Origin of the sequence: uncultured Tenacibaculum sp. (assembly GCF_947504135.1) — a bacterium.
In the GTDB taxonomy this organism is placed as follows: domain Bacteria; phylum Bacteroidota; class Bacteroidia; order Flavobacteriales; family Flavobacteriaceae; genus Polaribacter.
The window spans coordinates 81815-97273 of sequence record NZ_CANNGG010000001.1 but is presented as its reverse complement, the minus strand read 5'-3'; the positions used below and the strand labels follow the sequence as shown (position 1 = coordinate 97273).

Below are 15459 nucleotides of genomic sequence, written 5' to 3'. Positions count from 1 at the left end.
TGGAAAAATCAGTTATGAACAGACTAGTAACAGTGCTTGCTTTTTTAGTAAGTGTTGTTTCGTTTTCGCAAAATACGCAAAACGATAGTACAAAAACTGTTAAGAAAGATACTGTTGTTCCTCTCAAATATAATTTTAAAAACAACCAAAACGGCGCTCTTTTTTTAAGTAACCCTAGTCAAAAAGTAGTTACTTATGATAAGGTGTTGAACAAGTTTATGATTGTTGAAAAAGTAGGAGATTACTATGTAGGAACTCCTATTTTTATGACACCAAAAGAGTATGATGAGTATCGTTTAAAAAACGATTTAAAAGATTACTTCAAAGAAAAGGTAGATGCTACCAATCCGAAGAAAAAAGGAAGTGATGCTGCTCGTAAAAACTTACTCCCAAAATATTATGTAAATTCTAAATTTTTTGAATCTGTTTTTGGTGGAAATACAGTGGAGGTAAATCCAACAGGACAAATTAATATCAAATTAGGAGGAGTTTATCAAAATAACGAGAACCCTCAAATTTCTGTAGAAAACCAAAGTAGTTTTACGTTTGATTTTGATCAACAAATTAGTGCGAGTATACAAGCCAAAGTAGGGAAACGATTAAAAGTAACGGCTAACTATGATACTCAATCTACTTTCGATTTTCAAAATGTTATAAAATTAGAGTACACACCTACCGAAGACGATATTATAAGAAATATTGAAGCAGGTAATATTAGTATGCCGATTAAAAACTCATTAATTAACGGAGCGCAATCGTTATTTGGAGTAAAAACACAATTGCAATTCGGTAAGACGTATGTTACAGCTGCTTTTTCACAACAAAATTCACAGTCTAAAACGGTAATAGCAGAAGGAGGGGCAACGATTGAACCTTTTGAGTTAAGAGCTTCTGATTACGATAATGATCGTCACTTCTTCTTATCGCAATATTTTAGAGAAAATTACTCAAAAGCATTAGAAAGATACCCGCTAATTAATAGCCCGATAAACATTACTCGTATAGAAGTTTGGGTAACGAATAGAAACCAAAATGTAAGCGATTATCGTAGCATTGTTGCTTTTGCCGATTTAGGAGAGTCAGATGATGACAACGAGGTGAATCCGTCTGAAATTATCACTACTCCAGGAGCAATATCTGCTAATTCTACGATTTTACCTTATAACGGAGTAAACAATTTAAGTTCTTTATTAACTGTTACTAGTGGAGGAATTAGAGATGTTGCAACGGTAGATAATGCCATAAACGGTATTGGTGTTCCGGCCCGACAAGGTTTTAACTATACATATTTACAAAATGCTCGTAGGTTACAACCTAATGAATTTAAATTACATCCACAATTAGGATTTATTTCGTTAAACCGACGATTAAACGATGGAGAAGTTTTAGCAGTAGCTTTTGAGTATACTGTTGTTGGTGCATCTAATAACGAAACAGTTTTTAGAGTAGGTGAATTTTCAAACGACGGAATTGTAGCGCCATCAAACATTGCCGTAAAATTATTACGTAGTGAAATTTTAAACACAGTACGTCCAGGAACATCAACACCAACGAATCCTGGTGAGCCTTTCCCTACGTGGCGTTTAATGATGAAAAACGTGTACGCTTTAGGAGCATTTCCATTACAACGTGATGGTTTTCGTTTTGAGTTATTGTATCGAGATGACGAAACAGGAACACTACAAAACACCTTACAAAACGCGACAACTACGGCGTTAAAGAATGAGCCTTTATTAAGGCTACTGAATTTAGATAAGCTAGACCAAAGTGAGTATGCAGTTACGAATGGAGATGGTTTTTTTGATTATGTAGAAGGAATTACAGTAAATTCTGAAAGAGGATACATTTTGTTTCCCGAACCCGAACCCTTTGGAGAAGATTTATTACTAAAATTAACGAATCCGCTAGATCAAGAAAAATATGGTTTTGAGGAATTGTATTTAACTACTAAGATTCAAGCAAAAAACGAATATCAAAATCTAGATAAATTCTTTTTAAAAGGATATTTTAAATCGGAAACTAGTAGAGGGATTTCTTTAGGAGCATTCAATGTTCCAAGAGGTTCAGTACGTGTTACTGCAGGAGGAAGACAACTGGTTGAAGGGGTTGATTATGTAGTAGATTATCAGTTAGGTCGTGTACAAATTTTAGACCCAGGTTTAGAAGCGTCAGGAATTCCAATCAATGCTTCCGTAGAAAACAACACCTTTTTCAATCAACAAAGAAAAACGTTTATTGGAGTAGATATAGAGCATCGTTTTTCAGAAGATTTTATTTTAGGAGGAACCTTTTTAAATGTTAGCGAAAAACCTATCACACCTAAAGTAAATTTTGGTGGAGAGCCTATTGATAATATCATGTTAGGGTTAAATTTAGATTACTCTTCTGAAGTACCTTATTTAACTAAATTAGCAAATAAACTGCCATTCGTAGAAACCGAAGTACCTTCAAATGTTTCGGTAAGAGCAGATATGGCTTATTTATTACCAGGTGCTCCAAGCGGAATTAATGTAGACGGTACAGCAACTTCATATTTAGATGATTTTGAAGCTTCTCAAATTCCTATCAACTTAAGTTCGCCACAACAATGGTTTTTAGCAAGTACACCAGAATCACAAGGATTTGATGGTGGTGCTTTTGGCTTAGAATACAATTATAAAAGAGGGAAATTAGCATGGTATAATGTTGATCAGTTATTTTACGGAAGCGGAAACAGACCAAGTAATATTGATGAAAATGAGTTGTCGAGAGATGAAGTTCGTCAAATACGTTACAATGAGTTATTTCCTGAAACAGATTTAGATATTACGCAGCAAAATTTAGTTCGTACATTAGATTTAGCCTATTATCCTGCAGAAAGGGGTCCGTATAACTATAATGAAAATGCTAACACGGTGTTGCCAGAAGAGCGTTGGGGAGGTATTATGCGAGCATTAACCACGAATAATTTTGAGCAAGCAAACGTAGAGTACATTCAGTTTTGGTTAATGGATCCGTATGATAATTATTCAATTACTGCGGAAGAAGGATTGCCAGCAGGAGTTAATCCAGATGACCCAACTAACCGAGTAGGAAAGCTGTTTATTAACTTAGGAAATGTTTCTGAAGATATTTTAAAAGACGGAAGAAAACAGTACGAAAATGGACTTCCTGAAGATGGACAAAAAGTAGATGGAGGAAATGTTGAAACATCTATTTGGGGAACCACACCTATCAATCCATCAATCATATATGCTTTTGATTCTAGTAACGATGCAAGAACAAACCAAGATGTTGGTTTAGATGGATTGAGCGATGAAGAAGAAAGAGCAAAGTTTCCTGCTTTTGCAGGATTAGATGATCCGGCAGGAGATAATTTCCAATTTTTTAGAGGAGGAGCAATTGAAAGTACTGATCCTTCGGTTTTATCACGTTATAAAAACTATAACGGTACAGAAGGAAATTCGCCAACGGCAAGTCAATCAGGGGAATCGTATCCAACATCATCAACCACTTATCCAGATACAGAAGACATCAATAAGGATCAAACGATGAATCCTGTAAATAGTTATTTTGAGTACGAGGTTTCATTAAATAAAACAGATTTACCTCAAGACAATAATGATTTAGCAGGAAGAACAAATAAAAATCACATTATAGATGTTAAAAATGAAAGAGTAACATTACTTAATGGAGCAGAGAGAGATGTTAAATGGTATCAATTTAGAATTCCAGTAAGAAATGTAGAAGACTTTCAACGAATTAATGGTATTTCCGATTTTAACAGTATTCGTTTTATACGAATGTTTCTTGCAGGATTTAAAATGCCAGTAGTTTTACGTTTCGGAGAGTTTGAATTAGTTAGAGGAGATTGGCGTAGGTATACCAAAACTTTACCAGAGTCAGGTACACCAGTTCCTTTACAGACAGTAGATTTAAATAAGTTTGAAGTAGGAGTTGTAAGTATTGAACAAAACCCAGAACGTTATGAATTACCACCAGGAATTGAACGAGAAGAACTACAAGGAACGAATAGAATTCAACGTCAGAATGAACAGTCAGTAACTCTAAAAGTTACCGATTTAAAAGCAGATGAATCACGAACAATTTATAAAAATATAAGTATAGATATGCGTAGGTATAAAAACTTACGTATGTTCTTGCATGCCGAAAGTCCTAATACCACAGAAGGAGCAGGTAATGATGATATGGTAGCAATTATTCGTTTAGGTACTGACTTAAATGATAATTATTACCAAATAGAAAAACCGTTAAAAATATCTCCTTCTAACTCTTCCACGGCTACAGATATTTGGCCAACTGAAAACAATTTAGACATCTTGCTTGAAGAGTTAGCAAATCTAAAAATCCAAAGACCAACAGGTGACCCAATTTCTAATATTTTTGAAGGGGTAAGCTCTAAAGGGTTAGATATCTCGGTTAAAGGAAATCCAACATTGGCACAAATACGAACCATAATGTTAGGGGTTAAAAACACAACAGCTTCACCAAAATCAGTAGAAGTTTGGTTTAATGAATTACGTGCTGTAGGTTTTGATAATAAAGGAGGTTGGGCAGCTGTGGTAAATGCAGATGCTAACATGGCTGATGTGATGGATGTGTCTTTAGCAGGAAGAATGTCAACGATAGGTTTTGGTAATGTTGAAGATAGAGTTCAGCAACGAAGTATTGAAGAGGTTAAACAATATAGTGTAGCAACCAATGTTCAGTTAGGTAAAATGATGCCTAAAAAATGGAACATGCAAGTACCTATGAGCTATACGTATGGAGAAGAATTCAGAGATCCGAAATACGATCCGCAGTTTCAAGATGTAGAGTTAGAAGACGCAATTGATAAAAATCCAAACAGTAAAAACGCTCAAGATTATACAAGAAGAAAGAGTATTAGTTTTATCAATGTAAAGAAAAACAGGAACCCTGAGAGTAAGAAAAAGCCTAAGTTTTACGATGTTGAAAATTTTTCTGCTTCGTATGCACACAGTGAAGAGTTTCACAAAGATTACAATATTGAAAAGTACGTGAATAAAAATGTAATGGCAGGAGCTAGTTATAATTTTAATTTTGTGCCTTTTAGTATTGAACCATTTAAAAATTCAGAAGGATTTAAGAGCAGGTATTTACAATTTATAAAAGATTTAAACTTTAATCCAGTACCTAAAACCTTAGCGATAAATTCAAGAATTAATAGAAATTACAATAGCCAACAATCACGAAATTTAATTCAAGATATTGGGTTAACACCGCAACCAGAACTTATACAGCGTAGGTTTTTATTTAACTGGGATTATACAGTTGGTTTTGACTTAACAAAATCGTTACAGTTAAATTTCAATGCAACGAACAATTACATATATGATAGTTTTGGTGAAGATGAACAATTAGAGGTTTATGATCAATTTTTTAGTATTGGTAGACCCGATAATTATCATCAAAAACTAAACGCAACCTATAAATTGCCATTAGATAAGTTTCCTTTTTTAACCTTTATTAATGCTGATTATGGTTATACCGCAGACTTTGATTGGAAAGCAGGTTCGCAAAGTTATATTGAAGAAGTTGGAAATATGATTCAAAATGCAAATACGCATAACCTAAACACTAATATAGATTTTGGACGTTTTTATAAAGTTATAGGTATAGATAAACTATTATTAAAAGGAACAAGAAAACAACCAACGCAACAAGGCACTGCAGTTTTGGGAGGAAGTCAAGTTGCTCAAAAAGCAAAGCTTAAAAAGAAAGCTACTTTTGGACAAAAGCTAGGAAAAGGAGTATATGATGTGTTAACATCAGTAAAAAGAGCAAAAATTAGCTATGCTCAAAATAACGGAACATTGTTACAAGGATATAAACCTTCGGTAGGATTCTTAGGAAGAAATAGTTATGATGGAGGTTTAGCACCAACTTTAGGATTCGTTTTTGGTAGTCAAACAGATATTTTAAATAGAGCAATTGAAAATGGATGGTTAATCACCCGAAATGACGGCGAAGAATATTACAGTAAAAACTACGCTAAAACAAGATACAAAAAGTTAGATTATAACGTATCGGTAAAGCCGTTTAGAAATTTAACAATTGATTTACGAGGAAATAGGATCCAAACAAGCAATTTAACCCAACAGTTAGATGTTGTTTCTAACGGAAGTGGAGGTTTTGAGCAAGACCCTAATATCAAACCTTTTGAAACAGGTAATTATAGTATTAGTCACTTTATGTTAGGAACTGTTTTTACTGATAATGAAACTTTGTATCAAAACTTTTTAGATTATAGACAAGAAATTTCAGGAAGAATTGCTAACGAACAAGGCATAGCAGCCAATAACCCTAATCCAGCTAATAATGATCCAGGGTTTAAAACAAACGGACAGCAAGCAATGTTACCTGCATTTATTGCAGCTTATTCTGGTAATAGTCCTAATTCGGTAAGTACAGGAATCTTTAAAAACATTCCAATCCCTAACTGGACTCTGCGTTATAACGGATTTATGAAGTACAAATGGTTTAAGAAAAACTTTAGCTCATTTACCTTATCACACGGATATAATTCTCTTTATACTATAGGTAATTACACCAATAATTTACAGTATGATGCGAATAGTTCAACAAATACAAATACTTCTGGTAATTATCAACCAGAACTCTTAATTTCGTCGGCAACTTTAATTGATGAATTTTCTCCATTAATAAAAGTAGACTTTAGAATGAAAAACTCTATTTCGTTTAAAGGAGAAATAAGAAAAGATAGAACGTTAACTTTAAACTTTAACAATAACACGTTAACAGATATTAAAGGAACAGAATATGTTTTAGGATTTGGATATAAGATTAGAGATGTTAAATTTGTCACCAGATTTACAGGAAAGAAAGAAACCTTAAAAGGAGACATAAATTTAAGAGCAGATGTTTCGTTAAGAGACAACCTAACGTTAATAAGAAGTGTAGATAAAGAGAATAGTCAAATAACAGGAGGAGAAAAGTTATTCGGATTAAAATTTATCGCCGATTATAATTTAACAAGTAATTTAACTGCTTCTTTTTATTATAATCATCAAACGTTTGAGTATGCGGTTTCTACTACTTTTCCAAGACAATCAATTAATGCAGGAATTAATATAGTATATAACCTAGGAAATTAAAACAAACACAATAAAAAATAATTACAATGAACATTCCATCAGAATTAAAGTATACCAAAGACCACGAGTGGGTTAAGGTAGAAGACGGTGTAGCAACTATTGGTATTACTGATTTTGCACAAGGTGAGTTAGGAGATATCGTATATGTAGATGTTGATACCTTAGATGAAGAATTAGAATCAGAAGAGGTTTTTGGATCGGTAGAAGCAGTAAAAACGGTTTCAGATCTTTTTATGCCATTATCAGGTGAAGTAGTAGAATTTAACGAAGCTTTAGAAGACGAACCAGAATTGGTAAATTCTGATCCTTATGGAGCAGGATGGATGATAAAAGTAAAATTATCAGACGATTCACAAGTAGCAGATTTATTAAGTGCTGAACAATATCAAGAGCTTATTAAAGGATAAACTAACAACAATAGCAATACTTATTACTTTAGGTATTGCTATTCTTAGTTTAATAAAGCTAGGAAAATCACCCATACAGATAAACCATTTAGATAAAATTAAGCATGCTTTTGCTTATTTTGTACTAAGCTTCGTATGGTTGATAGCCTTAAGAACAACAAAAATTAGTAAGTATTTAATAGTTTTTTGTTGTTTTTTTTACGGCATAATTATTGAGACTCTACAAGTTACAACCACATCACATCGATCAGGAGAGATTTTAGATGTAATCGCAAACACGACGGGTATTTTAATAGCTTTTATCATTTATAATTCTTTTTTTAAGAAAAATGAAGCTATTTAAAGATTATGCTTGTATAAGTTGAAATAAATTAATTAAATTAGCGAACTATTAAAAACATTTAGGATGGAAATCAAGAAAAATCCAAAATCAAACTTAGAAAACTACAGTAAGCTATTTGTACAAATAGGTTTGGTTTTTGCTTTATTTGTAACGTATGTTGCTATTGAACATAAAACATATGATAAAGAATATGCTGACTTAGGTATGGCAAATATGGCTTCTGAAATTGAAGAAGAAACTATTGAACTTCAAATTGAGCCACCAAAACCAAAGCCAAATACGCCACCACCACCAGCTCCTGAAAAAATTGAAGTAGTAGAAGATGAAAAAGAAGTAGAAGAAACAATTATTGAATCTACAGAAACTGATGAATCTGAAGAAATAGTTGTTGAAGATATAGAAGAAGTTGAAGAAGTAGAAGAGGTTGTAGAGGATGTACCTTTCGCCATTATTGAGGAAGTTCCTGTATTTCCAGGGTGTACAGGTACAAAACAACAAAAGAAAAACTGTTTAAACAAGAAATTACAAAGACATGTTCAGCGTAACTTTAACGCCGATTTGGCTAATGAATTAGGTTTGTCTCCAGGTAAAAAGAGAATCTATGTCCAATTTAAAATAGATAAAGATGGTTCTATTACTAGTGTGGCTGCGAGAGCACCACACCCAAGGTTAAAGAAAGAGGCTGAAAGAGTAGCTAGAAAAATACCTAAAATGAAACCAGGTAAACAAAGAGGAAGACCAGTAAGAGTTGGTTATACATTACCTATTACATTTAACGTAGAGTAGTAAATTATCTTACTTATAAAAACTTAAAAGCAATCCATTTCGGATTGCTTTTTTTATTGGCATGTTTCTTGTTTTTAGATGATTAGTAATTTAAAATAAATGCACTATGAAAACAACAAAAAAACATGCTAGAAAGCAGTTAGAAAAATTCTCAACAATTTTTACTCAGTTAGGCTTAGTACTCACTTTATTTATAGTTTTTTTAGCTTTAGAGCATGAAACAGAAAAGGAAGTAGCGGTTTTAAAACCCTCAAGTAGTGAGTTGTACGAACCCGTTTACAGCTTTAAACAGCCTGTTATTTTAAAAAGAGTTGAACAGGTAACGGAATATCCAAAGAAAAAAAAGGTACTTAAAGAAATTCAAAAACCAAAAGTAGTAGACAATGATACTGAAATTACTGCGGTAATTGAAATGCCTGTTGATGAACCTATAATAGATGTAACTGCAATTCCGCAGGAAAAAGAAGAAGAAATAATTGATAAAGCAGACGATCCAATTTCAATCAATAATGTACAAAACACACCAGTATTTAAAGGATGCGAAGGGTTATCAGAAGAAGAAAATAGAAAGTGTTTTGAAAGAAAAATACAGCAACATATACAACGTAATTTTAATTCAGTACTTGCGCAAGACGTAGGGTTAAGTTCTGGAAAATATAAAATCTTAACACAGTTTGTAATTGATGAATCTGGAAGCGTTATCGATATTCAAATTAGAGCACCACATGCTAAATTAGAAAAGGAAACGGATAGAGTTGTGAATAAAATTCCGCAGTTTCAACCAGGAAAACAGAACAACAAAGAAGTAAAAGTAAAATATACCTTACCGATTCTTTTTAAAGTTGAATAATAATTAAAAGCTCAACCATTTAGGTTGAGTTTTTTTATTTTTGTTTATATGGATACAAATAAAACGTTTTTTGCACACGAAACAGCTGTTATAGATGACGGATGTACTATTGGAGAAGGAACAAAAATTTGGCACTTTAGCCATATAATGTCTAACTGTACAATAGGTAGTAACTGTAATATAGGTCAAAATGTAGTAGTATCACCACAAGTTGTTTTGGGTAGTAATGTAAAAGTTCAAAACAATGTTTCTATTTATACAGGGGTTATTTGTGAAGATGATGTTTTTTTAGGTCCGTCTATGGTATTTACGAACGTTATTAATCCACGTAGCGCTATTAAAAGACAAGATCAATACTTAGAGACCATTGTAAAAAAAGGTGCCAGCATAGGTGCCAATGCAACAATTGTTTGCGGTAATAATATAGGTGAATATGCTTTTATAGGTGCTGGAGCCGTAGTAACTAAAGAAGTTGCTCCCTATGCATTAGTTGTAGGGAATCCTTCTAAGCAAATTGGTTGGATAAGTGAATATGGGCATCGCTTAGATTTTGATGAAAAGGGATACGCTGTTTGCCCAGAAAGTGAAGAAAAATATCAATTGAAAGATAATAAAGTCACAAAGTGTTAACCAAAGGTTTGTAAAGGGTAAAAAAAAGATTAAAAATCTTTAAAAAAGTATTTGTAAAAAAGAAAAACTTATTTACCTTTGGAATGTGGTTGAAAAACCACTTTCTTTTTCTTTTTCATAGCAATTTTTCCCACTCAATTATGAGTGGGTTTTTTTATGCTCAATTCCCAAATCAGGAAAGAGTATAAAACCACATATTCTAAGGCAATTAGCCAAAGATTTTCCTTCCAAGGAATATTAGCGTAAGCCTGATAACTTAATATAATAACAAAGCTCCAAACTACAGGAAAACGATATTTGGTAAATACTGATAAAATTAGAAGAGAACCAATATACCAAGGGTGCATTGTTGTACTTACAAAATAATAGAACGATAAACTAAACAACATTGCTGTTATCAATTGCATCGTAGATGTATTTCTTCGGAAAAAAGTAAGAGCCAAAAGAAAGCTAACAGTAAGAATAGGGATTATTTTACCTATAATAGCAATCTCATTGTATCCTCTAAATAAATAACCTATTTCTCTTGCAATATAGTAGAAGCTAGCATTAAACTCGAAACTTCGAAACCAAAGTCCTACAGAATTCGAATAATTCGCTATGAATTCAAGAGAGAAAAACGGAAGGAAGCTTACGGTAATTGTTAATAGCACAACTGTGTAAAAACTAATTAATTTTTTGATACCGACAGTATAAGACGTTTTATTTTTTACAAACCATTGATAAAATAAGGGTAAAAAAATCAAAGGAATTAGTTTTACCGAAACCGCACAAGCTAACAAAACACCTGCCCAAATCCATTTTTTTTGTTGAAGCTTGTACAAGCTCCAAACTACAAAAAACAGCATTACAGGCTCAAAATGTAAATTCCCAGTAAACTCTATAATTACGAAAGGATTTAAAATATATAAAAAGATATTATGAATGGGTAACTGTAATTTTTCTAAGAGCTTTTTTCCGAAGTATAAAATTCCAATATCAGCCAAAATAATGAGGAGGCGCATCACAATGACACTTCCTAAAATGCTGTGTTTTGAAAACAAAGCTGCTAATAAAAAACACAGCTGATTAATGGGAGGATAATTAGTATAATGACTTCCGTTTAATTGTCCCATTCCCTTATACAATTCTGTTGCTTGTAAAATAGGAGCATTATTTTGCTCAATTAAAGTTTGAGGTAAAGATAAATACGGATTAAATCCTTCTAAAATCATACGGCCATCCCAAATAAATCGATAAAAATCTTGCGATAAATTAGGTACAGCAAATAAGAATATCAACCTAAAAAGAATTGCAATAGCAACCCAATATTTAAAAGAAATCTGTTTGTTTTGTAGTAAAAAATAAAAAGAACCAAATAAGCCAATCCACAAAATTAGTAGTTTGTAAAACTCGGTACGTTCTAAAGAGTAGGCAAAAAAGGTATAAAAGCATACACTAACAAATGTTAGTATAAGTACGTTGTATTTTTTTAGTAAAGACATTTATGCCTTAGAAAACAGAGATTTGTAAAATACATAACCAAAACCAACAAACAACATTAAGTGAAAAGGGAACATTCCAAAATCACCACCTTTATTTTCAACAATAAAAGCGCTATACATTCCAAATGCAAAATACAGGGTTAATACTCCTTCAAAAATTATATGTAACGAAGGTTTTTTACGGATGTATTTGTTGTTTTTCCAACTATCTTTTAACGATTTAATATTGAATTTAGGTGTTCTAACAAATTCACTTTTTTTTCCTAGATGACCTTCTAAAACAGCAATGGTGTTGTGTAGTGAAAAGCCCATGGCAACTGAGAAAAAGGCAAAAAAAGCTCCAATATATTTTATAAAGTTCAACATACCTCCTCCATAAGTTTTCTTGTACATAAACCAATAACAAATAAAGAAAATCAGTGTGCTTATGATGAAGAAACTCATCACTAAAAAGTAAATTTTTAAATGTGCATATTCGTTTTTAATATACAGCATAGGTATACTTAAAATAGCTACTAAAAAAATACAAGTAAACATTGAACTATTGAGAAGGTGCAGAGTTCCGTGAATTTTAGTTTTCAAAGAAATATTCTTGCTAGTAAAAATTCTTTTTAGCATTTTTTGAAAATTTTCGGCTCCACCTTTATTCCATCTAAATTGTTGTGAGCGAGCAGCACTAATAACCACAGGTAGTTCAGCTGGAGTTACAACATTTTCTAAGTATTTGAATTTCCAGTTTTTTAATTGTGCGCGGTAGCTTAGGTCTAAATCTTCAGTCAAGGTATCTCCTTCCCAATTTCCTGCATCATAAATACATTCTTTACGCCAAATACCAGCGGTACCATTAAAGTTGATAAAATGCCCTTGACTATTTCTCCCCACTTGTTCTAAAGTAAAATGAGCGTCTAAAGCAAAAGCTTGAATTTTTGTTAAGGTCGAATAGTTTCTGTTGATGTGCCCCCAACGAGTTTGTACCACACCAATTTTAGGATTCTTGAAATAAGGAACCGTTTCTAACAACCAGTTTTCTTTAGGTAAAAAATCTGCGTCAAAAATGGCAATGAATTCTCCTTTAGCAGTTTTTAACCCCTCTTTTAAAGCTCCAGCTTTAAAGCCTTGACGATTTTCTCGTCTAATATGTTTAATGTCTAATCCTGTTTTTTGAAGTTCTGCTATTTGTTTGGCAGTATTTTCAACCGATTCATCTGTAGAGTCATCTAGTACTTGAATTTCTAATTTTTCACGGGGATACTCAAGTTTTGCTATATTGTTTAATAAACGCCCCATGACATACAACTCATTAAAAACGGGTAATTGTATGGTTACATAAGGAATTTCGCTCGGGTTTGAAAAATCAAATTTAGGTGAGTTGTCTTGTTTTTTTTTTGCTTTTAAGTAATTTATCAGCAAGTTAAATTGCGCTAAAGCATATAGTAAAATAAGAACTAGCGATATGGTGTATAGCGTAATTATTGTATATTCTAAGACCATTATTTAAAGCTATATTTAAAAATCCAACCTAAAATTTTAACGCCAGCTAATATACTACCTTTTACAGTTCCTGAAACTTTTGAAACGCCTATTCTGTTTCGGTATTTCATTGGAATTTCAGTATAGCTTAATTTTTGCTTTAAGGCTTTTAATTGCATTTCAACTGTCCATCCGTAGGTTTTATCCTCCATTTGTAAAGCTAATAGTTTGTCGTATTTAATAGCTCTAAACGGACCTAAATCGGTAAATTTAGCGCCAAAAAATAGTTTCATTAAAGTTGTAGCTAACCAGTTGCCGAAAATTTGTTGTGGAGTCATAGAACCTTGTTCACGCAAGTGTTTTACTCGAGCCCCTATTACAAAATCTATATTGTTTTTAAGTATAGGTTCAACAAGTTCGTTGAGTTGTTCAGGGTAATCAGAATAATCTCCATCTAAGAAAACAATGATATCTGGTTTTTCGTTTTTTAAAGAAACATACTCCATTCCTTTTAAACAAGCATATCCGTACCCTTTTCTATTTTCAGAAAGTACTGTAGCACCTGCATTTTTTGCATTAACTTCGGTATTGTCAGTTGAATTATTACTAATTACAATGACTTCATCTACTATAGAAGGAATGTCGTTTATAACAAGAGCAATAGAGTCTTGTTCATTATAGGCGGGGATGATTACTTTAATTAAAGGTTTCATTTGTTATTTTAAAGCTTGCAAGGTATTGTGTTTTTAGAATTGAATAAAATTTATTTTTTATTCACCAGTTTCATCAAGTCTACATCGTTACCAAGTAAAATTTCTGTAGGATTGATGCGTCCTTTTTCTGGTCCGTTTTCTAATTTTAATACACCTCTAGGACAAACAGCCGAACAAATTCCGCAACCAACACAACTAGCACGTACTATGTTTTCTCCTTTTTGAGCATAAGCACGTACGTCAATTCCTTGTTCGCAATACGTAGAACAATTTCCGCAAGAAATACATTGTCCGCCATTGGTAGTAATTCTAAATCGAGATTTAAAACGCTGTACAATTCCTAAATAAGCGGCTAACGGACATCCAAAACGACACCAAACACGGTTCCCGAAAATTGGATAAAACCCTGTACCAATAACACCTGCAAAAATGGATCCGATTAAGAAACCATAAATATCTTGAATGGTTTGCGTTTTAATTCCTAATACTTCTTGACTTCCAGAAAAATAAGAATACAATGTGAAGCCAGTCATTATTAAGGCAAATACAAGAACTCCATGGACTATCCAACGTTCAAATTTCCATGCTTTTAATGATTTGTCTGATAGTTGTCGGTAAGGGTCCCCTAAAGTTTCTGCTAATCCACCACAACCACAAAGCCAAGAGCAGTACCAACGTTTTCCGAAGAAATATACCATAACCGGAACAATGACTAAGGTGAGTACGATTCCCCAAACTAAAATGAACAACCCGAAGCCTCCGCTTGCGATTAGCTGATCTAAATTCCAACTAAAAAAGAAATCATAATCTAACGGAAAAGCATTTTTAAAATCGTACCAAGGTTTTTCAAAACGAACTAATATTTCTGGAATTAAAAAAGCAAAAACAATTTGAAAGAATAAAACAGATGTTGTTCTAAGGGTTTGGTATTTATTATGACGGTATTTAATGTACATTCTTATTGCCATTACAACCATTACCACACAATACAAAAATCCGTACAAAAACCATTGAGACGCTAAATTTCCACTTAAATATTGGCTGATTGGATCAACAATGTATGTCCAGTTTACTATATAATCTGGAAAGAAATAAAGAAGTATGTAAAACGTAACTAAGAACAAAAAAACAAACCAACCAATCCAGCCTCTATTAGTGGAAGAATTCAACCAAACTCCATTGTTTTTAATACCTGGAGGTCCTTGGGTAATTACAGTTGGAATGATAAATAATAAAGAACCAATGATTCCTAAACCGAAGGTTAGTAGCCAAAAAAGACTTTTATTTTCTTTTACAATTCCTGTTCCAGCTTCTTTTGCAATTTCATAAGAAAAACTATGGGGTTTACTCCAAATAACTTTATCCCATTCACTATTTTCTTTGTGAGTAGTATTAGCTACTTCCAGGGCAGAAGTAATTTTAGAAGAAAATGAAAAAGGATTAGTGAATTCTTTTCCAACAACATTATTCTTTATATCATTAATAAAAAGCTCACTTTTGATGCCTTTATTAGAGATTACTTTTTCAAAAAGTTCTGAACTAAGTTCATATTTCCCTAAGAAAATGAGAGAAACGAAAATACTTAATCCAAGTAAAAATATGCTTAATCCTATGTTTTGTATTACTTTCATTACGATTAG

The 15459-nt window shown here is 32.6% G+C and carries 10 protein-coding genes; 6 read left to right on the top strand and 4 right to left on the bottom strand.

Going from position 1 to position 15459, the window contains the following annotated elements; all coding sequences use genetic code 11:
• Positions 1-14: 14 nt before the first annotated feature.
• The 6 genes from sprA (at position 15) to Q0663_RS00395 (ending at position 10152) form a co-directional block, all read left to right on the top strand.
• On the top strand, positions 15-7136 hold the full coding sequence (sprA, locus tag Q0663_RS00415) for a cell surface protein SprA (protein WP_299004655.1): 7122 nt from the start codon (positions 15-17) through the stop codon (positions 7134-7136).
• A 26-nt stretch (positions 7137-7162) separates the two neighbouring features.
• Positions 7163-7543 carry a glycine cleavage system protein GcvH gene (gcvH, locus tag Q0663_RS00410; RefSeq protein WP_299004652.1) on the top strand — a complete coding sequence of 127 codons (381 nt, stop codon included), beginning with the start codon at positions 7163-7165 and terminating at the stop codon, positions 7541-7543.
• Positions 7509-7886 carry a VanZ family protein gene (locus Q0663_RS12640; RefSeq protein ID WP_367171421.1) on the top strand — a complete coding sequence of 126 codons (378 nt, stop codon included), beginning with the start codon at positions 7509-7511 and terminating at the stop codon, positions 7884-7886. The genes gcvH and Q0663_RS12640 overlap by 35 nt, the downstream gene beginning before the upstream one ends.
• 63 nt (positions 7887-7949) lie before the next feature.
• A complete protein-coding gene (locus Q0663_RS00405) occupies positions 7950-8672 on the top strand; it encodes an energy transducer TonB (protein ID WP_299004649.1) in 723 nt (240 codons plus the stop codon).
• Positions 8673-8778: 106 nt separating this feature from the next.
• On the top strand, positions 8779-9522 hold the full coding sequence (locus tag Q0663_RS00400; RefSeq protein WP_299004646.1) for an energy transducer TonB: 744 nt from the start codon (positions 8779-8781) through the stop codon (positions 9520-9522).
• A gap of 48 nt (positions 9523-9570) precedes the next feature.
• Positions 9571-10152: an acyltransferase gene (locus Q0663_RS00395; protein WP_299004644.1), complete on the top strand. Its 582-nt coding sequence runs from the start codon at positions 9571-9573 to the stop codon at positions 10150-10152.
• Between the two features lie 134 nt (positions 10153-10286).
• Here Q0663_RS00395 and Q0663_RS00390 read toward each other — a convergent pair whose 3' ends face one another.
• The 4 genes from Q0663_RS00390 to Q0663_RS00375 are packed head-to-tail and all read right to left on the bottom strand — an operon-like array spanning position 10287 to position 15450.
• On the bottom strand, positions 10287-11636 hold the full coding sequence (locus Q0663_RS00390; RefSeq protein WP_299004641.1) for a mannosyltransferase: 1350 nt from the start codon (positions 11634-11636) through the stop codon (positions 10287-10289).
• Entirely contained in the window at positions 11637-13127 is a 1491-nt protein-coding gene (locus Q0663_RS00385; RefSeq protein ID WP_299004639.1) for a glycosyltransferase, read from the bottom strand.
• The gene (locus tag Q0663_RS00380) at positions 13127-13819 is read right to left on the bottom strand and encodes a glycosyltransferase family 2 protein (protein ID WP_299004638.1); all 693 of its coding nucleotides are present in this window, start codon (positions 13817-13819) and stop codon (positions 13127-13129) included. Before Q0663_RS00380 ends, Q0663_RS00385 begins: the two co-directional genes overlap by 1 nt.
• 50 nt (positions 13820-13869) lie before the next feature.
• Complete coding sequence (locus Q0663_RS00375; protein ID WP_299004635.1) at positions 13870-15450, bottom strand: 4Fe-4S dicluster domain-containing protein; 1581 nt, start codon at positions 15448-15450, stop codon at positions 13870-13872.
• Between the last annotated feature and the right edge of the window lie 9 nt (positions 15451-15459).